This is a genomic window from Nonomuraea wenchangensis (genome assembly GCF_900111685.1).
Taxonomy (GTDB): domain Bacteria; phylum Actinomycetota; class Actinomycetes; order Streptosporangiales; family Streptosporangiaceae; genus Nonomuraea; species Nonomuraea wenchangensis.
Window position 1 is genome coordinate 562,902 of the sequence record NZ_FOHX01000005.1, and the last position, 19,295, is coordinate 582,196.

Annotated in this window: 17 protein-coding genes, 4 tRNA genes and 1 pseudogene; 14 read left to right on the top strand and 8 right to left on the bottom strand. The window is 72.6% G+C overall.

All coding sequences use genetic code 11. From position 1 onward, the window contains the following. Nucleotides 1–47: 47 nt before the first annotated feature. The 4 genes from BMW85_RS18475 to BMW85_RS18490 all read right to left on the bottom strand — a co-directional run bounded on the left by BMW85_RS18475 (nt 48) and on the right by BMW85_RS18490 (nt 1,563). A tRNA-Val gene (locus BMW85_RS18475) sits at nt 48–122 on the bottom strand. A 5-nt stretch (nt 123–127) separates the two neighbouring features. Then, nucleotides 128–198, bottom strand: a tRNA-Cys gene (locus BMW85_RS18480). Between the two features lie 15 nt (nt 199–213). Continuing rightward, nucleotides 214–285 (bottom strand) — tRNA-Gly (locus tag BMW85_RS18485). A gap of 96 nt (nt 286–381) precedes the next feature. Beyond that, entirely contained in the window at nt 382–1,563 is a 1,182-nt protein-coding gene (locus BMW85_RS18490; RefSeq protein WP_091082675.1) for a hypothetical protein, read from the bottom strand. 112 nt (nt 1,564–1,675) lie between these two features. Between BMW85_RS18490 and BMW85_RS18495 the strand changes: the two genes are divergently transcribed. The 3 genes from BMW85_RS18495 (at nt 1,676) to hutH (ending at nt 4,574) form a co-directional block, all read left to right on the top strand. Further along, the gene (locus BMW85_RS18495) at nt 1,676–2,227 is read left to right on the top strand and encodes a hemerythrin domain-containing protein (RefSeq protein WP_245774893.1); all 552 of its coding nucleotides are present in this window, start codon (nt 1,676–1,678) and stop codon (nt 2,225–2,227) included. A 72-nt stretch (nt 2,228–2,299) separates the two neighbouring features. Beyond that, complete coding sequence (locus tag BMW85_RS18500; RefSeq protein WP_091082679.1) at nt 2,300–3,007, top strand: ArsR/SmtB family transcription factor; 708 nt, start codon at nt 2,300–2,302, stop codon at nt 3,005–3,007. 16 nt (nt 3,008–3,023) lie between these two features. Continuing rightward, entirely contained in the window at nt 3,024–4,574 is a 1,551-nt protein-coding gene (gene hutH, locus BMW85_RS18505) for a histidine ammonia-lyase (RefSeq protein ID WP_091082974.1), read from the top strand. Here hutH and BMW85_RS18510 read toward each other — a convergent pair. Beyond that, complete coding sequence (locus BMW85_RS18510; protein ID WP_091082681.1) at nt 4,555–5,772, bottom strand: NAD(P)-binding domain-containing protein; 1,218 nt, start codon at nt 5,770–5,772, stop codon at nt 4,555–4,557. The two genes, hutH and BMW85_RS18510, sit on opposite strands and share 20 nt — an antisense overlap. A 58-nt stretch (nt 5,773–5,830) precedes the next feature. Here BMW85_RS18510 and BMW85_RS18515 point away from each other — a divergent pair, with 58 nt between their 5' ends. Genes BMW85_RS18515 through BMW85_RS18525 form a run of 3 tightly spaced genes read left to right on the top strand, consistent with a single transcriptional unit; the run spans nt 5,831 to nt 8,558 of the window. After that, complete coding sequence (locus BMW85_RS18515; RefSeq protein WP_245774894.1) at nt 5,831–6,751, top strand: LysR family transcriptional regulator; 921 nt, start codon at nt 5,831–5,833, stop codon at nt 6,749–6,751. A gap of 29 nt (nt 6,752–6,780) precedes the next feature. Continuing rightward, nucleotides 6,781–7,731: a chorismate-binding protein gene (locus BMW85_RS18520; RefSeq protein WP_245774895.1), complete on the top strand. Its 951-nt coding sequence runs from the start codon at nt 6,781–6,783 to the stop codon at nt 7,729–7,731. Beyond that, nucleotides 7,728–8,558, top strand: a complete 831-nt coding sequence (locus BMW85_RS18525; protein ID WP_091082684.1) for an aminotransferase class IV — start codon at nt 7,728–7,730, stop codon at nt 8,556–8,558. The genes BMW85_RS18520 and BMW85_RS18525 overlap by 4 nt, the downstream gene beginning before the upstream one ends. Nucleotides 8,559–8,610: 52 nt before the next feature. On the opposite strand, the gene BMW85_RS18530 is transcribed toward BMW85_RS18525, so the two are convergent. Further along, entirely contained in the window at nt 8,611–9,999 is a 1,389-nt protein-coding gene (locus BMW85_RS18530) for an LVIVD repeat-containing protein (RefSeq protein WP_091082685.1), read from the bottom strand. Nucleotides 10,000–10,092: 93 nt separating this feature from the next. On the opposite strand from BMW85_RS18530, the gene BMW85_RS18535 reads away from it, so the two are divergent. Then, nucleotides 10,093–10,731 (top strand): DUF305 domain-containing protein, encoded by a 639-nt coding sequence (locus BMW85_RS18535; protein ID WP_091082686.1) that lies wholly within the window; start codon nt 10,093–10,095, stop codon nt 10,729–10,731. Between the two features lie 65 nt (nt 10,732–10,796). Here BMW85_RS18535 and BMW85_RS18540 read toward each other — a convergent pair whose 3' ends face one another. Then, nucleotides 10,797–11,213: an SsgA family sporulation/cell division regulator gene (locus BMW85_RS18540; RefSeq protein ID WP_020547189.1), complete on the bottom strand. Its 417-nt coding sequence runs from the start codon at nt 11,211–11,213 to the stop codon at nt 10,797–10,799. A 518-nt stretch (nt 11,214–11,731) separates the two neighbouring features. On the opposite strand from BMW85_RS18540, the gene BMW85_RS18545 reads away from it, so the two are divergent. The 3 genes and pseudogenes from BMW85_RS18545 to BMW85_RS52560 form a co-directional block, all read left to right on the top strand. Next, a tRNA-Val gene (locus tag BMW85_RS18545) sits at nt 11,732–11,806 on the top strand. 486 nt (nt 11,807–12,292) lie between these two features. Continuing rightward, on the top strand, nt 12,293–12,871 hold the full coding sequence (locus tag BMW85_RS18550) for a hypothetical protein (protein ID WP_091082687.1): 579 nt from the start codon (nt 12,293–12,295) through the stop codon (nt 12,869–12,871). A 31-nt stretch (nt 12,872–12,902) separates the two neighbouring features. Continuing rightward, nucleotides 12,903–13,034 (top strand): annotated as a pseudogene (locus tag BMW85_RS52560) (phosphotransferase); the annotation flags it as partial. Between the two features lie 83 nt (nt 13,035–13,117). On the opposite strand, the gene BMW85_RS18560 reads toward BMW85_RS52560, so the two are convergent. After that, nucleotides 13,118–14,389 carry a PAS domain-containing sensor histidine kinase gene (locus tag BMW85_RS18560; RefSeq protein ID WP_091082690.1) on the bottom strand — a complete coding sequence of 424 codons (1,272 nt, stop codon included), beginning with the start codon at nt 14,387–14,389 and terminating at the stop codon, nt 13,118–13,120. Nucleotides 14,390–14,502: 113 nt separating this feature from the next. Between BMW85_RS18560 and BMW85_RS18565 the strand changes: the two genes are divergently transcribed. The 4 genes from BMW85_RS18565 to BMW85_RS18580 all read left to right on the top strand — a co-directional run bounded on the left by BMW85_RS18565 (nt 14,503) and on the right by BMW85_RS18580 (nt 19,286). Next, nucleotides 14,503–16,059: a phospholipase D family protein gene (locus BMW85_RS18565; RefSeq protein ID WP_091082691.1), complete on the top strand. Its 1,557-nt coding sequence runs from the start codon at nt 14,503–14,505 to the stop codon at nt 16,057–16,059. Nucleotides 16,060–16,114: 55 nt separating this feature from the next. Beyond that, nucleotides 16,115–16,861 carry an SDR family NAD(P)-dependent oxidoreductase gene (locus tag BMW85_RS18570; protein WP_091082692.1) on the top strand — a complete coding sequence of 249 codons (747 nt, stop codon included), beginning with the start codon at nt 16,115–16,117 and terminating at the stop codon, nt 16,859–16,861. 108 nt (nt 16,862–16,969) lie between these two features. Further along, nucleotides 16,970–17,833 (top strand): hypothetical protein, encoded by an 864-nt coding sequence (locus BMW85_RS18575; RefSeq protein WP_091082693.1) that lies wholly within the window; start codon nt 16,970–16,972, stop codon nt 17,831–17,833. Nucleotides 17,834–18,014: 181 nt separating this feature from the next. Further along, the gene (locus BMW85_RS18580) at nt 18,015–19,286 is read left to right on the top strand and encodes a hypothetical protein (protein ID WP_091082694.1); all 1,272 of its coding nucleotides are present in this window, start codon (nt 18,015–18,017) and stop codon (nt 19,284–19,286) included. The last annotated feature ends 9 nt before the right edge of the window (nt 19,287–19,295 follow it).

The window sequence follows — 19,295 nt, forward strand, 5'->3', positions numbered from 1 at the left end:
GCACGAAGCCCCGGCCTGCTTCGAGGACCGGGGCTGTGGTGTGGTGCTGGTGGACGATACTGGGATTGAACCAGTGACCTCTTCCGTGTCAGGGAAGCGCTCTCCCGCTGAGCTAATCGTCCTCGTGAGGTGGCGACGGGATTTGAACCCGTGTGGACGGCTTTGCAGGCCGCTGCCTCGCCTCTCGGCCACGCCACCGAGCCGGAAGCTCCGAGCGGAAGACGGGATTCGAACCCGCGACCCTCACCTTGGCAAGGTGATGCTCTACCACTGAGCCACTTCCGCATCCGCCCCGCTCGCGACCGGGGCGACGAGAGAACTGTAGCGAATCTCGGCCGAGTACCCAAACTGGAAAAGCCCAGCCCGCTCGCGCCGCCGGGCCTACGCCATGCGCGAGCCCACCGTCTCCAGGCGGTACTCCTGGCCGGAGATGCGCCGGTTCTCGTCGATCACCTGCTCGGACGCCGGCTTCTCCCCGTCCATGACCGCGTCCCGCCGCTGCTCGAAGCGCTCGTGAGGGCCGGGCGCGTAGCCGGTGTCCTGCGTGGTCCAGCCGGCCTGGGCGGCGAGCAGCCCCCGCAGGTACGCCTTGTTCGGCTCGAACGTGACCGGCGGCGGCAGCGCCGGAGCCAGCACCTGGTCCGGGTCGCGCCCGTCGAACCGCCGGAACAGCTCGGCCGCCAGCCGCAGATGCTCCAGCTCCATCCCCAGGTGCAGCTCCCAGATGTGCTTCACCATCGGATCGGACTCGGTCTCCATGAACGAGTAGTAGAGGTAGCACTCGTTGTACTCGTGGTTGAGCAGCCGCTCCCACCAGCTCTGCCCCGGGTCGGTCAGGGACTCGTAGTGGGTGACGTGCTCCTCCTCCACCATGCCGATCTCCTGGTAGAGCCGGCGCGCGATCGGCTCCATCTGCAGGGGGCCGGCGTTGAGGTAGAAGTTCATGGTCTGCTGCTCGGTCGCCGTGATCGTCAGGGCGTGCAGGCGGGACAGCGGCTCGGTGCGGCCACGGTCGTACGGCTCGCGCACGTCGTCCGCCGGATCCCGGTGCTGCAGGTGCGTCGGCCGCCCCGGCATGATCTCGGTCATGTCGCCGACGATCTTCTCGGCCTCGCGGTGCTCGATCAGGTCGTACAGGTTGGCGTACCGGTAGAGGTGGTCGACCTCGTCCAGCACCCCGAACTCGTACGCCTGCCGCAGATAAGGATCCGGCTCCATCCGCGCCACCCACGCCGTCAGGTCCACGGCGACCTGCTCGTACGCGATGGTCGTCTCCAGCACCGACGACGTCCCGGGCAGCAGCCAGTTCACCGCCTTCTGCTGCTGCGCCTCGACGGCGCGGACCTGGGCGAGCCGCCGTCTGAGGTCGGCGTCCGGGCAGTGCCGGGCCAGATGGTGGCTGAAGAGCACCGCCTCCGTCTCGATGCCGTTCATCGTGATGATCCGGCAGCGGGTGTAGGGGTCGGCTCGGTCGGGGTCGATGGGCGCGCGGTGCAGCTCACGCCAGTCGCGGAGCTGCCTGTCCAGCGGGATGCCCCGCTCCTGCAGCGGATCGAAGGCCATGTCGCGGCCCGTACCCGGAGGCAGGGCGGGCAACCTCCGCGTTGGGTCCCCGGACGGCCCGCGTTCGGTAAGGAGGCGCGTGCCGTGGGGGAGGCCGGGTAGGCCGCCTGGCGTGGCTGAACACGATGTGATCGACCTGCTGGTGGCCCAGCACGGGCGGATCAGGGACCTGTTCGACGAGGTCGAGGAGGCGCCGCCGGACAAGGTGGAGGCGGCCTTCTGCCGCCTGTCGCGGATGTTGTCCATGCACGAGGCCGCCGAGGAGGAGATCGTCCATCCGTACGCGCGCAGGAGGCTCGACAACGGCGACGGCGTCGTCGCCGACCGCCTGCGCGAGGAGAGCGTGGCCAGGCGGCTGCTGCAGGACCTGCACCGCGACGGCGTGGACCACCCCCGTTTCTGGGACCGCCTGGCCGAGCTGCGGGCCGCGGTGACCGCGCACTCGCGCGGCGAGGAGCGCTACGAGTTCGCCCGGCTGCGCGCCCGTACGACGCCCGTCGAGCGCCGGGCGATGGGCGCCGCGGTCCGGGCCGCCGAGGGCCTGGCGGCGATCCTGCCGCACGCCGGCGCCGAGTCCACCGCCAGGAACCTGCTGGTGGGCGCCCCCAAGGCGATCGCGGAACGGGCCCGCGACACGATCCGCAGAGCCCTCGGCAGGAGCTGAGCCCGCGGCAGGAGCTGACCCGCGCGTACCCTTCGACACAGGACGAAATGTGCGCGTACTACCGTCGTGAGCATGGAACACATCGCCCGGGACGCCGACATCGCCCCCGTCGCCGCGCTCATCGCCGACCCGACCCGGGCGGCCATCCTCACGGCGCTCCTCGACGGCCGCGCGCTCGCGGCGGGGGAGCTGGCCAGGGTCGCAGGGGTGAGCGCCGCCACCGCGAGCGCCCACCTGGCCAGGCTGCTCGACGGCCGGCTCGTGGACGTCGTCCGGCAGGGCCGCCACCGCTACTACCGCCTGTCCGGCCACGAGGTCGCCGAGGTCCTGGAGGTCCTCGCCAGGATCAGCGCCCGCCCGCCGGTCCGCTCGCTGCGCCAGTCCCGCCAGGCGCGGCTCCTGGAGGAGGCCCGCACCTGCTACGACCACCTCGCCGGACGGGCCGGCGTCGGGCTGCTCGACGGCCTGCGCGCCGGCGGCTTCTACGCCGGAGCCGACCTCACCGGCGAGGGCGAGCGGCTGCTGACCGGGCTCGGCGTGGACGTGGCGGGCGCGCGCGGCTCGCGGCGCAGGTTCGCCCCGGAGTGCCTGGACTGGACCGAGCGCCGCGCGCACCTCGGCGGGGCGCTCGGCGCGGCGGTCACGTACGCGCTGTTCGAGCGCGGCTGGTACCGCCGGGGCACGGTCCCACGTGCGGTGATCCTCACCGACGAGGGCAGGGAAGGGCTGTCCGCGTTGTTCCCAAGTAAGGAGCTAACATCGCACACACCAGTTACCTGACGAGGGAGTGCCCACCATGCGCGACAACGGAGTCGTGGCCGTAGGCCCGGAGCCGCTGAGCTTCCAGGACGTGATCGACGTGGCCCGCCACGGTGCCGCGGTCAGGCTCACCGACGACGCCGTGGCCGCCATGGGCGCCGCCCGCCAGCGGGTGGACGAGCTGGCCGAGAGTCCTGTTCCCGCGTACGGAGTCTCGACCGGGTTCGGCGCCCTCGCCACCCGGCACATCGACCCGGCGCTGCGCGCGCAGCTCCAGCGCTCCCTCGTCCGCTCGCACGCGGCCGGCAACGGCCCCGAGGTCGAGACCGAGGTCGTGCGCGCCCTCATGCTGCTGCGCCTGCACACCCTCGCCACCGGCCACACCGGCATCCGCCCGGTCACGGCCAAGACCCTGGCCGCCCTGATCAGCGCCGGCCTCACCCCGGTCGTGCACGAGTTCGGCAGCCTCGGCTGCTCCGGTGACCTCGCCCCGCTCGCGCACGTCGCGCTCACGCTCATGGGCGAGGGCGTGGTCCGCGACCGCGAAGGCGACCTCCGTCCCGCCGCCGAGGCGCTGAAGCAGGCCCGCATCGAGCCCGTCGAGCTGGCCGCCAAGGAGGGCCTGGCGCTCATCAACGGCACCGACGGCATGCTGGGCATGCTCGTGCTCGCCGTACACGACCTCACCCGCCTGGTCCGCACCGCCGACGTGAGCGCCGCCATGAGCGTCGAGGCGCTGCTCGGCACCGACCGCGTCTTCGCCCCGGAGCTGCAGGCGCTGCGCCCCCATCCCGGCCAGGCGAGCTCGGCCGCCAACATGGTGAAGGTGCTGCGCGAGTCGGGCATCATGGCCAGCCACCGCGACCCGGAGGCGTGCACCCGCGTCCAGGACGCCTACTCGCTGCGCTGCGCCCCGCAGGTCGCCGGCGCGGTCCGCGACACGCTCGCGCACGCCGCCACCGTGGCCGAGCGGGAGCTGGCCAGCGCCGTGGACAACCCGGCCGTGCTGGCCGACGGCCGGGTGGAGTCCAACGGCAACTTCCACGGCGCGCCCCTCGCGTACGTGCTGGACTTCCTCGCCGTGGTCGCCGCCGACCTGGCCTCGATGTCGGAGCGGCGTACCGACCGGTTCCTCGACGTGGCGCGCAACCACGGGCTGCCCGCCTTCCTCGCCGACGACCCCGGTGTGGACTCCGGGCACATGATCGCCCAGTACACCCAGGCCGCGATCGTCTCCGAGCTGAAGCGCCTGGCGGTGCCCGCCAGCGTCGACTCCATCCCCAGCTCGGCCATGCAGGAGGACCACGTGTCCATGGGCTGGTCGGCGGCGCGCAAGCTGCGCAGGTCGATCGACGGGCTCACCCGCGTGCTGGCGATCGAGGTGCTGACCGCCGCCCGCGCGCTCGACCTGCGCGCCCCGCTGGAGCCCGCGCCCGCCACGGCGGCCGTGGTGCGGGCGCTGCGCGAGACCGTCCCTGCCCCCGGGCCCGACCGGTTCCTGGCGCCGGAGATCGACGCCGCCGTCCGCCTGGTCGCCGACGGCGGCGTGGTCGCCGCGGTGGAGCGGGTCACCGGCCCCCTGGCGTGACCCGGGGCGGCAGCGCCACGATCAGGTCCACCTCCAGCAGCAGCCCCGGCATGAACAGCCGCGACACCTCCACCGTCGTGCTGGCCGGGGGCGTGCCCGTGATGAACTTGCGGCGCACCGCGCCGTGCTCGGCGCGGGCGTCCATGTCCGTCAGATACGTACGGATGAACGCGACGTCGCCGAACCCCGCCCCCTGGTCGGCGAGGATGCGCTCGATGACCCGGTAGACGTGCTCGGTCTGGGCCGCCATCGACCCCTCGCCGACGATCTCGCCGCGCTCGTCGAAGGCCGCCACCCCCGAGATGTAGAGCGTGTCGCCGGCCCGGACCGCGTGGGAGTACATCCCGTTCGTGGCCGGGACCGTCGCCAGGTTGAGCGGCACCGCCCGCCCGCCGGCCTGCTGGCCCTCTCCCACGTGGGTGGCGATGGCGGTCAGGTCGCGCTCGCCCAGCCCGGCCGCCCGCGCCTCCTGCAGCCGGGAGCGGGCGGCCCCCGCCACGCTCGCGCCCTCCCACGCCCCCAGCTCCAGGTCCTTGGCGGCGTGGGCGAGGGAGTAGCGGGTCTCGGCGGCGGGCACGCGCAGCCGCTCGGCCAGCGCGCCCAGCGGGGTGAGCGCCAGCACGTCGAACAGCGCCTCGCGGTCCACGCCGTGCGCCTCCCCGTACGCCAGCGTCTCGGCGAGCAGCACCTGGGCGGGCACCAGCGCGTTCATCACGGCCAGTTTCATGGCCGCGCCCGCGCCCAGCGGCCCGAGCTCGCGCACCGTGCCGAACACCGACAGCACCTCGCGACAGCGCGCCACGTCCACGCCGTCACCACCGGTCAGCCCGCCGGCCAGCCCGCCGGCCAGCACCGTCAGGGTGCCCTCGGCCGCCGGGCCGACGCTGCCCAGCACCGGCGCGTCCACCAGGCCCACCCCGGCCGGCAGCAGCGCGCGCAGCTCCCGCACCGCCTCCGGGCCGATGGTGGACATCTCGACCACCGTCGAGCCCGGCCGCAGCCCCGGCAGCGCCGCCGTCAGCACCTCGCGCACCGCCGCCGGATCGCTCAGCATCGTGATGACCAGATCCGCGCCGTCCACCGCCGCGGCGGCGGTGACGCCCGTGCCGCGCCGCCAGGTGGTGACGTCGTGCCCGGCCGCCGCCAGCCGCCGGGCCATGGGGACGCCCATGCGTCCCTGTCCGAGAAAAGCAATCATGCGGGCCAGTGAAGCGGTAAGTCCGGTATTCCACCACCGACTAGATTGCATGCCAGCCATGCTTGACACGAATGCCTTCGACGCCGCCGCGCTCCGCCTCCTCGACGAGGTCGCGCGGAGCGGATCCTTCACCGCCGCCGCCGAGCTGCTCGGCCACACCCAGTCCGCAGTCTCGCGCCGCGTCGCCGCACTCGAACGGGCCGCCGGCGGGCCGCTGTTCGAACGGCTGCCCCGCGGCGTCCGGCTCACCCCGGCGGGGGCCGCCCTGCACCGGCACGCCGTCGCCGTGCTCGACCGGCTGGAACGGGCGGGGGAGGAGCTGGCCGCCCTGCACGCGGGCCGGGGCGGCACGCTGCGGCTGGGCGCGTTCGCCACCGCGAACGTGGACCTGGTGCCCGGCACGCTCAGACGCTTCGCCGCCCGCCGCCCCGGCGTCGAGCTGCGCCTGGTCGAAGGGCTGACCACGAAGCTGCTGGCGCGCCTGCGCGCCGGGGCGCTGGACGCCGCCGTCGTCAGCGACTACCCGGCGGGGCTGCCCGCCGCGGACGCGGGCCGCCTGGTGCCGCTGCGCGAGGACCGCCTGCTGGTCGCCCTGCCCACCGGGCACCGGCTGGCCGCCGAGGCCGAGGTGGACCTGCGCGACCTGGCCGGGGAGACGTGGATCGAGGCCGCCCCGCGCGGCCAGCCGACGCTGCTGCTCGCCGCGTGCGCCGCCGCCGGGTTCGCGCCGCGCGGCGGGCTGCGGGTGGCCGAATGGACCGGCAAGTTCGGCTTCGTCGCCGCCGGGCTCGGCGTGACGCTCGTGCCCGAGCTGGCCGCCCGCGCCGTACCGGCCGGACTGGTGCTGCGGCCCCTGCGCGGGCAGGCCCCCGCGCGCAGGGTGTACGCGGCCCTGCCGGAAGACCCCCTCCCCGCCGCGCTGGAATTCGTCCGGCTCCTGGAAGAATGGGAACTGTGTACGACGCATTCGCCCACTTAGGTCATAGGTTGGCCACCGGGCTTCGGGACGTGACCACCGATCTCGCCGCGCTCGACGGCGAGGGCTGGTGGGCCGTCGTCGTCGACTACGAGGGCAAGGTGACGTGCGCGCGCTTCGACCAGGTGCGCCCCGCGCCGCTGCCCCGTCCCGCCGTGCCCTGGCACGGTCCAAAGCCGGACGAGTGGCGCAGCTCTCTCGACCGGGACGCCTACGAGCGCGGCGTACGCGCCATCCGCGCCCTCATCGAGCGCGGCGAGGTCTACCAGGCCAACCTGTGCCGGATCCTGACCGCCCCGCTGCCGCCCGCCGCCGACCCGCTCGCCCTGGCCGCCCGGCTCGCCGAGGGCAACCCCGCCCCGTACGGCGGGGTGGTCCGCGTCCCCGGCCTCAGCGTGGTGACCGCCTCGCCCGAGCTCTACCTCGCGCGCGACGGCGACGTCGTCGAGTCCCGGCCGATCAAGGGCACCGGCGTCACCGCCGCCGACCTGCTGCCGAAGGACCACGCCGAGAACGTCATGATCGTCGACCTGGTCCGCAACGACCTCGGCCAGGTGGCCGCCGTCGGCTCGGTCGAGGTGCCGGAGCTGTGCGTGGTCGAGGAGCACCCCGGGCTGGTCCACCTCGTCTCGACCGTACGCGCCAGGCTCGCGCGCGGGGTCGGCTGGCCGGAGCTGTTCGCCGCGACGTTCCCGCCGGGATCGGTCACGGGAGCCCCCAAATCGTCCGCGCTGCGCATCATCAACGAGCTCGAAGCCGCGCCTCGGGGCCCGTACTGTGGCACGGTGGGCTGGGTCGACGCCGACAGACGCACGGCGGCGCTGGCCGTCGGCATCAGAACCTTCCAGATCTCGGCAGGCGAGATCCGGTTCGGCACGGGAGCGGGCATCACCTGGGGCAGCGATCCCCAGCGCGAATGGCTCGAGACCGAGCTCAAAGCAGCCAGGCTCATAGCCCTGGCATCCACAGGAGGAAACGAATGAACATCCCTGTCTGGGTCAACGGGGAGCTGATCGACCCCGCGCAGGCCACCGTCTCGGTCTTCGACCACGGGCTCATGGTCGGCGACGGCGTCTTCGAGACCATCAAGCTCGTGCACGGCCGGTCGTTCGCGCTCACCCGGCACCTCGACCGCCTCAAGCTCTCGGCCCAGCGGATGGACCTGCCGGAGCCGGACGTCGCCGCCATCGCCGACGGCATCGGCCGCCTCCTGGAGCAGGCCCCCGACTGGGCGCTCGGCCGCATCCGGGTCACCTACACCAGCGGCCCCGGCCCCCTCGGCTCCGACCGCGGCAACGAGGGCACCACGACGGTCGTCATCGTGGACGAGCAGAAGCCGTTCCCCGCCACCGCGAACGTCACCGTCGTCCCCTGGCCGCGCAACGAGCGCGGCGCGCTCTCCGGCGTCAAGAGCACCTCCTACGGCGACAACGCCAAGGCCCTCCTGTACGCCAAGAAGCGCGGCGGCGGCGAGGCCGTCTTCGGCAACCTCGCCGGCAACCTGTGCGAGGGCACCGGCTCCAACGTCTTCCTCGTCCTCGACGGGCGCCTGGTCACCCCCACCCTGGAGGCCGGCTGCCTGGCGGGCGTGACCCGCGGGCTGGTGCTGGAGTGGTTCGGCGGGGAGGAGACCGACATCCCGCTGTCGGCCCTGTACGAGGCCGAGGAGGCGTTCCTCACCTCCACCACGCGCGACGTGCAGCCGATCAAGCTCGTGGACGACACCGAGCTGCCGATCGCCCCCGGCCCGATCACCAGCAAGGCCATGAGGGTCTTCGCCGAGCGCGCCGCCTCCGACCTGGACCCGTGACCGGCGTGAGCCCTGGCCCCGGCCGCGCGTCCGGCGCGGCCGGGGCCTCGCCTCAGTAGCTCTTCTGGGTCTGGACGTTGAAGTCGTCCATCTTGACCTTCTTGGCGGGGTTCGTGAGCGGGTCGTCGATCTCCAGGACGTCCAGGCCCTCCATGATGTCGCTGGAGTAGATGTAGCCGTTGTAGTAGTAGGCCGACCAGGAGCCCGCGATGGCCGGAGGCTTGTGCGGGCCGCGCTCGAAGAAGCCGATCTCCTTCGGGGCGGAGGAGTCGGTGAAGTCCCAGACCGACACGCCGCCCTGGTACCACGCCTGGACCATGATGTCCTTGCCCGGCACCGGGATCAGCGAGCCGTTGTGGGCCACGCAGTTCTCGTCCTGCTGCTGCTCACGGTCGATCTTGAAGTAGCCGCGCAGCTCCAGCCTGTCGTTCACCAGGTCGTACACCGCGTTCGCGCCCTTGGTGCGCGGCGTGTTGCGGTCGCAGGTGGCCTGGCCGCCGCCGCCGAGCTCGTCGCTGAAGACGACCTTGGTCGCGTCGTTGTTGAACGTCGCCGAGTGCCAGATCGAGAAGTTCTCGGTGTCGGTGAGCTGCTGGAGCACCTTCGGCCGTACCGGGTCGGCGATGTCGAGCAGCACCCCGTCGCCGAAGCAGGCGGCCGCGGCCAGCTTCTTCTCCGGGTAGGCGGTGATGTCGTGGCAGCCCGAGAGCATCTCGTCGTGCTGGCGCTCGGGGAAGATGTCGGGCTTGGCCACCACCCGCGCCGACTGCGGCGCCTGCATCGGGATCTCCACGATCTGGATCAGCTCGTGGGGCGGCGGGCAGGTCCGCGACTCGGGCTCGGGGCCGGGGGAGGAGACGTAGACGTACAGCGTCTCGCCGGCGGGCACCATCGTGTGCGTGTGCGAGCCGCAGTCGGTCGCGACGGCGCCGACGTAGCGCGGGCTGGCCTTGTCGCTCACGTCGAAGATGCGCAGCCCTTCCCAGGCGGGCTCGTCGTCGTCCGCGTCGCACTCCGGGCCGGAGACCGGCTCGTCGACGGAGAGGATCAGCAGGTTCCGGTAGATCGACACGTCGTTCTGCTGGCCGGGGCAGGCCACCTGGGTGACGGTCTTGGGGTTCTTCGGGTCGCTGATGTCATAGATGGCGAAACCGCCGAAGTTGCCCTGAAAGGCATAGTCGCCCTGGAAGGCGAGGTCGGTGTTGATGTCGTCCCGGCCGTCGAACGGGGCGGTCCTCGGCACCTGCGCGACCTGCTTGACGTTGTCGCTGGTGGTGACGCCGTCCCCGGCCGGGGCTCGGTCCCCTGGAGCGCTGGTCTCCTGCTGGGAGGTGGCTGAGCTCGCCGGCTCCCCTGAGGCCGACGGGCCGCCCGCGCACGCGGCGGTCAGCAGCAGCATCGCCGCGACAGACGCCGCTCCGCGCAGCTTGGCAGAGATCAACGCGCATTCCCCTTTGTCTCGTAGCTCACTATGGAAGGTATGTCAGCAGGTTCGCGGCCGCGTACGGCATTCATCACAGTTAAGGCGCTTTCGGTGCTCGCCGCCTGCGTTGCCTGCGTCCTCTCCACCGCCGCCTGCGCCGCCGAGGACGTACGCCAGCCGTCCGCGATCGGCACCGACGCGCCCGTGATCGTGCCGGGCAGCCCGGGGTCGCCCGCGCGGACCGCGACGCCGGGGGAGCGGGTGGGCCGGACGCCGCGGCCGACCGTGGCCGCCGACGTACGCTTCGCGGAGGCGATGATCCCGCACCACCGGCAGGCGCTGGAGATGACCTCACTGGTCGAGGAGCGCACGACGACGGACGTCGTACGCAGGGTCGCCCGCGCGATCACCGCCGCCCAGACCCCCGAGATCAGGGCGATGACGAGCTGGCTCGCCGACCTGGGCCGCCCCGCCCCCGCCGGGCACGACCACACCTCCATGGGCCCCGGCTACGGGATGGCTTCCGAGGAGGAGCTGAACGCGCTGCGGGCCGCCCGCGGCGACGTCTTCGACCGCCTGTTCCTCCAGCTCATGACCCGCCACCACGAGGGCGCCGTGAAGATGGCCAAGGAGGAGTTGACCGGAGGCCGCGACCACCGCATGCGGCTGCTGGCCAAGGACGTCTACTCGGGACAGAGCATCGAGATCGCCCGCATGCGCGCGGCCATGACGTCCCTGCCGGCCTCCTGAGACGGCATGCGAAGGGGCGGGCCCGCGGACGGGCCCGCCCCTTCGGCGGTCTGTCTAGTGGTGTCTCAGGACGGCCACAACATGTTGGTCAACTCGGCGTCGAGGTCCATGAAGTCGGTCTCGCGCCCCGCCGGCACCTTCTCGTAGGTGCGGTGCAGGAACTCCGTCAGCGGCGCCAGCGGCACCTCGAACAGGGCCTGGCCGAACGGGGACGTGAGGCTGATGTGCAGCGTGCGCTCACCGTCGGCCCGCGCGGGCCAGACCTGCACGTCGCCGTCGCCGACACGCCTGACGATGCCCACGGTCAGCAACTCGCGGGCGAAGATCCACTCGACCGGCTCGTCATTCCCTACGTGGAAGGCCATGCGGATGGCGTAAGGGTCGTCGGCTGTGTAACTCAGTCCGGCGAGCAGGGGGACGGTTGTACGGTCGGGGACCACAAGCCGAAGGCCAAGCTCGGCGGAGACGGTGGTGCTGTTCATCGTCAGCCAAACCTTTTCGTCGTAGGTCCCCTCTTCGGGGCTTTCACTGCTCTGACGGACTTCGTCCTGAGCTATGACGCGGAACGAAGAAACCCGTAGGAAAGATTCCGCCTCAGGGGCCTTCTGTAACGCACATCACAGCTGGACATTCAGGCATCTACCAGGCTAAACGGCAACAATCGGGGTCGCATTTGCAAGGGTTTTGCGTGCTGTCGAGCCTGCCCCGGAACGGCCGATCATGAACGTTTCTCAAGAAAGATCGCGACCGTCCACTTCCGGGACACGACGATGGTATGTCACCGACCCCACTCGTCGGTGGGCAACCGCCGCCTTTCACCCTGAATCCCTCCGCCGCCACCGCCAGACACCCCTCCGACCCCCGCCCTGCCCCCGCCCTGCCCCCGCCCTGCCCCCGCCCGGCACCCGCCCGACACCCGGCTCCCGGCCGCTTCGCTTCGCCAGCAGGTGCCGGAGTGCGGTATGGTTTTCCCCGTCGGCACCGCGAGGGGCCGGCAGGAGGGCGATTAGCTCAGCGGGAGAGCGCTTCGTTCACACCGAAGAGGTCACTGGTTCGATCCCAGTATCGCCCACCACGCAGAACACTCCCAGGAGAGGTCATCTCCTGGGAGTTTTTGCCGTCTAGCGGACATCGTGCGCCGCGCCCGCGACCGAGCGGCATCTGTACTTCGTAAAGGGCTCCGCCTGCCCGCGCCGACCACGACGGCGGCGGGCGGAGGACGTGACGCCGGACAGCCGCCGCCGTCGTGGTCACCGGAGCGGCGCACCGCCCAGCCACCGGCCTCCCTCGTCAACACCCACTCGGCCACGGCCCTTGGTTCGCTCGGTATGGGAGGTCGTACGACCCGGGCCGCGGCTCGCCACCGCGCGAACATCACGATACGGCCGGCGACGGGCGTCCTTCTGCGCGGGATCATATTCCCGAACCTTCCCGTCCGGTCCCCGGCGCGAGCCTGATCCGGTGCCGCGAGCACGCCAAAGGCCGGGCAGGCACAACGCGGCCACAGTCAGGGAGGCGTGGTGGTTGCGAGGTGGTCGTGGGGCGGTGAGGATCCGAGGTCATGGACGTGGATGAGTGGCCGTGGCGGGGCGAGTTGTGGCGGTTTTGTGGGGCGAACGGGTTTTACGGGCCGGAGCACATCCTGGTGCGGGTGTTTCCCGGTAAGGGGCGGCGGACGTTCGAGAAGCGGCTGCTCGCTCTGGTGGGTGACGACATCGTTCTGGGGGAGCCGGGTCATGGATACCTGATCGTCCGGGGGCGTTGTGCGGAGCGGGTGCGGGCGGGGTTCGGGGTGTGGGGGCATCGGCTCGACGTACGGCCGTTGCCGCCTCGGCTGCCTGGTGACGAGGGGCCGGGTGAGGGGGCGGAGCAGGCGGTTGAGTGGCTGCTTGAGCGGTGTCGGCGGTACGGGTACGGGCCTTTGGACGAGGTACGGGACCAGCTTGTCGCCGCGGCGGAGTGGTTCGGCGGGGACATCGTGGGACGGATCACCGTGGGGACGATGCCGGGGATGCGGGAGTGCGAGGACGTGCTGGGGCCTCGGCGGTGGATGAAGCAGGAGTACCGGCGGCGGAGGCGGCGGGCCAAGGGGGCCGGGGGCGTTACGGACGTTGGCGGGGGAGTTGGCGGCGCTGGATGAGCTGATCGTGCCGCCCGACCCGGCGGCGGCCGTGGTCACCTGTCACCGTGACATCACCCCCGAGAACGTCCGCCGCGCCGCCGACGGCGGGATCGTGGTGCTGGACCGGGAGAACTGCGGGCCGGCGAGCCCGGCCTGGGAGCTGGCGAAGGTGCTCGCCGACCTGCCCGAGGGGGCCGCGGGACCGGCGTACCGGGCGTACCGGGACGCGGGTGGTGCCGGCAGGGTGCAAGGAGTGCGCGCGGGTCAGCGTCCGAGCGGGCTGACGTGCAGGCGGCCCAGAGCCGACCGGTCAGGGGTGAGCAGCGGCAGGCGCAGGATCATGCGGGCTCCGGCGCCCCCGTCGGTGCGGTCGGCGGCGTTCAGTGTGCCGCCGTAGGCCTCGGCGATGTGGCGCGAGATCGGCAGCCCCAGCCCGGTGCCGCCCGGGTCGCGGAGGCGGGCGTCCGGACGGCGGAAGAAGCGGACGAAGACCCTCTCCTTGTCGGCGTCGGGGATGCCGGGCCCGTCGTCGGTCACCTCCAGCACCGCCTCGCCGTCATGGGCCGTGAGGCTGACCTCGATCCGGGAACGGGTGTGGCGTTCGGCGTTGGCCAGCAGGTTGTCCAGGATGCGGGCCAGCCGGACCGGGGAGGCGTTCACCACGACCCCGGGGTCCAGGCACGTGACGGTGGTGGCCTTGGAGACGCGGTGGGCCAGCTCGCCGCGGATCAGGAGGGCCAGGTCGACCGGTTCGGCCGGGGCGGGCGCGCCCGTCTCCATGCGGGCCAGCTCCAGCATGTCGCCGATGATGGCGCCGAGCCGGTCGGCGTCGCGTACGACGGCCTGCAGGATCTCCCGGGTGTCGCTCTCGGGGTCCGCGAGCGCGTCCTCCAGCCTGGCCCGCAGTCCGGTGACCGGGCCGCGCAGGTCGTGGGAGGCGTCGGCGACCACCTGGCGCTGGCGGCGTACCATCTCCCGCAGCCCGTCGGAGATCTGCCGCTCCCGCGCCTCGGACTCGCGCAGCCGCAGGTTGGCCTCCTGCAGCTCGGCGGTCCTGGCGAACAGTTGCGCCTCGACCGCCGCCGCGTGCGTCCACCCGGCTTCTGAAGGCTCCGACCTGCTCTCCTCGCGCATCCGCTCGACGAAGGAGGTCACCTCCTCCATGCGTACGATCACCGCGCAGGTGGTGCCGTCAGGGCCCTGCAGCGGGGAGCAGGCGACGCTCCAGTAGCGTTCCGGCGCGGTGTCCGGGTTGCCCGGCGTCTCGACGTCGAAGCGCTGCAGCAGCAGCACCTCGGCCTCGTTCTCGACGCCGTCCAGCACCCGCCGCAGCAAGGACCGCAGCGCCTCCACGCCCTGTGGCCAGGAGCCGCCGGGGAACACCTCGAAGATGTTGCGGCCGACGCACTCCCGGCGGGAGCGGCCGAGGATGCGCTCGTGGACCCGGTTCACCGCGACGATGTCCAGCTCCGGCGACAGCACCGCCAGCGCGACCGGAGCGGCGTCGAACACCTCCCAGCAGTCCAGCTCGATCATCACGGCCCCCCTTCGCCGTCACGTTTCCAGGATAGGAACCGGCTGACCAGGCACGACGGTCGGATCGGGCGCATCGGCACATCACCGCCCCCGTACGGGGTAACCGGTACCGAATGCGGATCGAGGACTGGTTCCTGACCGAGGAGGAACGCGGCAACGGCGCGACCAAGCTCGGCCCGTGGACGACAGGCAACGACGTACGCCCGCTCGTCCACGGCGCGACCTACTTCGCCGAGCTGCGGTCCTGCCTGGACGGGCTCGGCGAGGACGACCTGCTGCTGTTCGCCGACTGGCGCGGCGACCCCGACGAACGCCTGACCCCCGACGGGCCGACCGTGAGCGAGGCCATGGCCGCGGCGGCGCGGCGCGGCGCCCTCGTACGCGGCCTCATCTGGCGCTCCCACATGGACCTGCTGCGCTTCAGCTCGGCCGAGAACCGCCGGCTCGGCAGGGAGATCGAGAACTCCGGCGGCCAGGCCCTGCTGGACACGCGGACCAAGCCGGGCGGCGCGCACCACCAGAAGTTCGTCATCCTGCGCCACGACGGCGACCCCACCAGGGACGTCGCCTTCGTCGGCGGCATCGACCTGTGCCACAGCCGCCGTGACGACGCCGACCACCTGGGTGACCCGCAGAGCTGTCCCATGCCCTCCGTGTACGGCCCCCGCCCGCCCTGGCACGACGTCCAGGTCGCCATCCACGGGCCGGCCGTCGCCGAGGTGGAGGCGGTCTTCTGCGAACGCTGGGAGGACCCGGCCCCCGAGACCCGCGATCCGCTGCGCCGCCTGCGCGACCACGTGGGCCGGCTCGACGACGCCCCGCCGCTGCCGAAGCCGGGCCCGCCACCGCCGCCGGCCGGGCGGCACGCCGTGCAGTTATTGCGTACGTATCCGGCGCGGCGCGACCGCTACCCGTTCGCGCCGGACGGCGAGCGCAGCATCGCCCGCGCCTACCGCAAGGTGCTCGCCCGCGCCCGTTCCCTCGTCTACCTGGAGGACCAGTACCTGTGGTCCACCGACGTCATCGAGCCGTTCGCGGAGGCGCTGGAGCGCGAGCCCGGCCTGCGCATGATCGTCGTCGTGCCGCGCCATCCCGACCAGGACGGCCTGCTGGCCGGCCCCGCCAGCCTGATCGGCCGCGCGGACGCCCTGGCCCGGCTGCGGGCCGCCGGCGGCGACCGGGTCGCCGTCTACGACCTGGAGAACCATCGGGGCACCCCCATCTACGTGCACGCGAAGGTCTGCGTGGTGGACGACGTGTGGGCCACGGTCGGCTCCGACAACGTCAACCTGCGCTCGTGGACGTACGACTCGGAGCTGAGCTGCGCGGTGCTGGACGAGCGGGAGGACCCGCGCCCGCCGTACGGCGCGCTGCGCTTCGCCCGCGACCTGCGGCTGACCCTCATGGCCGAGCACCTGGACCTGCCGGACGACGAGCGGGACGAGCTGTGCGACCCGGCCGCGGCCTTCGGGGCGTTCGAGCGGGCCGCGTCCCGGCTGGAGGAGTGGCACCGGGGCGGCGAGGAGGGGCCGCGTCCGGCGGGGCGGCTGCGCCCGCATCCGGCGCCCACCCTGTCGAGGCTGCAGAAGGCGCTGGCCATGCCCCTCTACCGGTTCGCGGTGGACCCGGACGGCCGGCCGGCCGGTCTGCGGCGGTCCGGCCGGTTCTGAGCGCTGGCAATGCGCGCCGGTCGGGCCGGTTCTGAGCGCTGCTAGTGTGCGGCGGGTGAGCAGCGGACGTGGAGTGCTCGTGACCGGCGCGTCGCGAGGGATCGGGCGGGCCGTCGCGGCGGCCTTCGCCGCGCAGGGCGACCGGGTGGCCGTCCACCATCGCGACTCGGCGGCGGAGGCGCACGGGCTGCTCGGCGAGCTGCCCGGGGAGGGACACGCCGTCGTCCGGGCGGACCTCGCCGATCCCGGTGAGGTCCGCGACATGGTGGACGCCGCCGCTGGCGCGCTCGGGCGCATCGACGTGCTGGTCAACAACGCCGGGGTCTTCTTCTCCCATCCGGTGACCGAGGTGTCGTACGAGGAGTGGCAGGACGCCTGGCGGCGCACCCTGGCCGTCAACCTGCTGGGGGCGGCCAACGTCACCTACTGCGCGCTCCGCCACATGCCCGCCGGTGGGCGCGTCGTCAACGTCTCCTCGCGCGGGGCCTACCGCGGCGAGCCCGACAGCCCGGCGTACGGGGCCTCGAAGGCGGGCCTCAACGCGCTCGGGCAGTCGCTGGCCGTCGCGCTCGCGCCGCACGGGATCGCGGTCGCCTCGGTGGCGCCGGGGTTCGTGGAGACCGACATGACCAACGAGCACCTCAAGGCGCCGCGGGGCGACGCCATCCGGGCGCAGAGCCCGTTCGGGCGGGTGGCGCGGGCGGAGGAGATCGCGGCGGCCGTCGTCTTCCTGGCCTCGCCGCAGGCCGAGTGGGCGAGCGGCGCGGTGCTCGACCTGAACGGCGCCTCCTACCTTCGCTGAGGTGTCTCCCCGGCGCCCCTAGATGGCGCGGTATCGCCGCGGATTGTCGGAAGTGGCGGCTATTGTGGCATCCAGGGCACTGCAGGTACTCGCTCCGGAGGGGACGGCGTGGCCAGAGGATGGGGTTGGGCGCTGGCGTCGCTCGTCGCGTCCGTCGGGGTCCTGCTGACCGGTTTCACCCTCTTTGTCGAGTTAGGCCCGATCGCCGCGGTCATCGTGGTGCTGCTCGCCCCCATCATCCTGTGCGGCTTCGTCGTGGCCCACGACGTGCTCCGCCACCGCGCCCTGAGCCAGGAGGAGGCGCTGCGGCTCGACCGCGAGCGCGAGCACGTCAGGCGCACCGTCGACCTGGTGCTCGACCCCGAGCTGAACGCCGAGCAGCGGCTGGCCGTGCTCGACTGCCACATCCCCCGGCTGGGCCGCGACCCCCGCGCCTCGCCGCTGCGCGAACGGTTCGTGACCGTCGCCGAGCTCTCCCCGCCCGGCCGCGCCCTGCTGGAACGTGCCCGCCGCGCCGTCCGCGTCGTCCAGCGGTCGGAGGCCATGCGCCGCCACCTGCTCGACGTCGTGGCCAACGAGGTGCTGCTGCCCCGGCAGGTCTGGGAGATCGCCCGCCTGCTGCGCGTCCAGCACGAGCTCCAGCACGAGCAGGACGCCGCCCGCCACGGCCTGGTCACCGACGAGCTGCGGGCCGTGCTCGACCCCCAGCAGGAGGCGCTCGACCGCTCCCTTGCCGCCGTCACCGCCCGGGTCGAGGGCCTGGAGCGGTACGCCCGCCGCGTCCAGGAGGCCGACGCCGCCCTGCGCGCCCGCGAGGCGCTGGACAACAACCACAAGTACCGCGCGCTGCTGGCCGCCACCGACGACGCCGAGGGCATGGCCGCGCTGACCGCGCACGGCGACGCGCTGGAGGAGACCCTGGCGCGCAGCGTCCGCGAGGCCATCGAGGCCGGCCAGACCCTGGCCGTCTGAGCCGCCCGGGGTTCACCAACCCGCGCTGATCAACCTGCAAGCCCTTCGCAAGCGGCCCCTTTTAGGCTCGACGCCCCGGCCGGCCACGGGGAGTCAAGCTGGCCGCCGGGCTGTATCTGACGCCCTCGGGGACGCTCTGAACTCTTCGAGGCGAGGGACCAGCGAACGGGAGACACCCCCCATGCCCGAGACCCGGATGACCGCGGACGACGTGCTCCGCATCGCCGCCTACCAGGACCGGAGCCCGGCACTCGAGGCGATGGTCATCGCCTACGCCTACCACCGGGTCGCGGGGGACCTTTCCGAATATCTCGGCCAGGCGTGCAACAACTGGTACTGCTACGCCACTTGGACCTCCAAGGCGGTGGGCGAGAGCCTCGACCTGACGCCCGACTCCCCGTTCATCGAGGACTTCGGGCGCCGCCTCCGGGTGCCACGCCGCCTGCGCCGCCTCTTCCGCGCCACGCTGCTCACCCTGCTCGGCCCCAGCTACCAGCTCGGCCTCGCGCTGGCCAACCGGGCGATCTTCCTGGAGACCGCCAGCCTCGCCGTCAACCTCTGGCGGAACGACACCCCCGACGGGTTCCTCCGGGTCAGCCCCGAGTCCGACCTGACGCCGACGCCGCCGGAGTTCCTGGCCGGGCTGCTGGAGCCGGCCGACCCGCGCTACCTCCGCGACGCCGCCCAGCTCCTGCTGGAGGCCAGGGAGGCGAGCGACCCCGAGGTACGCGCGGAGCTGATGTTCGGCGCCAACGTCGCACTGTCGGCGTACGAGCAGAAACGCGCGCAGAGGGCCCTGGAGCTGGTGCTCTACCGGCCGGTCCGGTGGCTGACCCGGGGGTCGTGGCGCTCGCTGCGCGCGCTCGTGACCCGCCGCCCGTACGCCCCCTTCCCCCTCTACTCCGCCCGCCACGAGGACCAGCCCTGGCTGACCCGCAAGCTGGAGGAGCTGTGGGCGGGGCTCTACACCCGCCACCTGTTCGCCGTGCGTACCCCGCTCAGCGACATCAGGGTGGGCCGCCCGCTCACCGCCCCCGACGGCGTCGACCTGGACCAGGCGTGGGCGCCGATCCAGGACGAGCGGGTGCGCAAGCTCGCCGAGGAGTTCATCACCGAGGACCGCGACGCGGCCACGGCCGGGGTGGCCAACTGGGTGTCCTACCCCGACCGCATGCGCTTCATCGTCAGCTATTTCCGCGTCTACCAGACGGTGGCCGCTCTCTACGAGGTGCCCTTCGACCAGAAGCTCGCCGCCGGCCTCGCCGAGGAGATGCGGCTCGGCCTGGTGCCCGACGCGATCGGCGAGATGTTCGACCGCGACCCGAGCCTGCCGGGCATCCGGCGCAGGCTCTACCGCTATCCGTCCGAGAGCGACGCCGACGCCTTCGAGATGGCCCACTTCGACTTCGAGCCGTTCCTGGAGGCGATCCCGTTCGACCGGAGCGCCACGTAGATGAGCGGC

Excerpts from the sequence above, each read along its gene's own strand:
- BMW85_RS18500 (WP_091082679.1), top strand. The coding sequence starts at position 2,300 with ATGGAACACATCGCCCGGGACGCCGACATCGCCCCCGTCGCCGCGCTC.
- BMW85_RS18525 (WP_091082684.1), top strand. The coding sequence starts at position 7,728 with ATGAACATCCCTGTCTGGGTCAACGGGGAGCTGATCGACCCCGCGCAG.
- BMW85_RS18565 (WP_091082691.1), top strand. The coding sequence starts at position 14,503 with ATGCGGATCGAGGACTGGTTCCTGACCGAGGAGGAACGCGGCAACGGC.
- hutH (WP_091082974.1), top strand. The coding sequence starts at position 3,024 with ATGCGCGACAACGGAGTCGTGGCCGTAGGCCCGGAGCCGCTGAGCTTC.
- BMW85_RS18540 (WP_020547189.1), bottom strand. The coding sequence starts at position 11,213 with ATGAACAGCACCACCGTCTCCGCCGAGCTTGGCCTTCGGCTTGTGGTC.
- BMW85_RS18490 (WP_091082675.1), bottom strand. The coding sequence starts at position 1,563 with ATGGCCTTCGATCCGCTGCAGGAGCGGGGCATCCCGCTGGACAGGCAG.
- BMW85_RS18580 (WP_091082694.1), top strand. The coding sequence starts at position 18,015 with ATGCCCGAGACCCGGATGACCGCGGACGACGTGCTCCGCATCGCCGCC.
- BMW85_RS18560 (WP_091082690.1), bottom strand. The coding sequence starts at position 14,389 with ATGATCGAGCTGGACTGCTGGGAGGTGTTCGACGCCGCTCCGGTCGCG.
- BMW85_RS18515 (WP_245774894.1), top strand. The coding sequence starts at position 5,831 with ATGCTTGACACGAATGCCTTCGACGCCGCCGCGCTCCGCCTCCTCGAC.
- BMW85_RS18510 (WP_091082681.1), bottom strand. The coding sequence starts at position 5,772 with ATGATTGCTTTTCTCGGACAGGGACGCATGGGCGTCCCCATGGCCCGG.
- BMW85_RS18550 (WP_091082687.1), top strand. The coding sequence starts at position 12,293 with ATGGACGTGGATGAGTGGCCGTGGCGGGGCGAGTTGTGGCGGTTTTGT.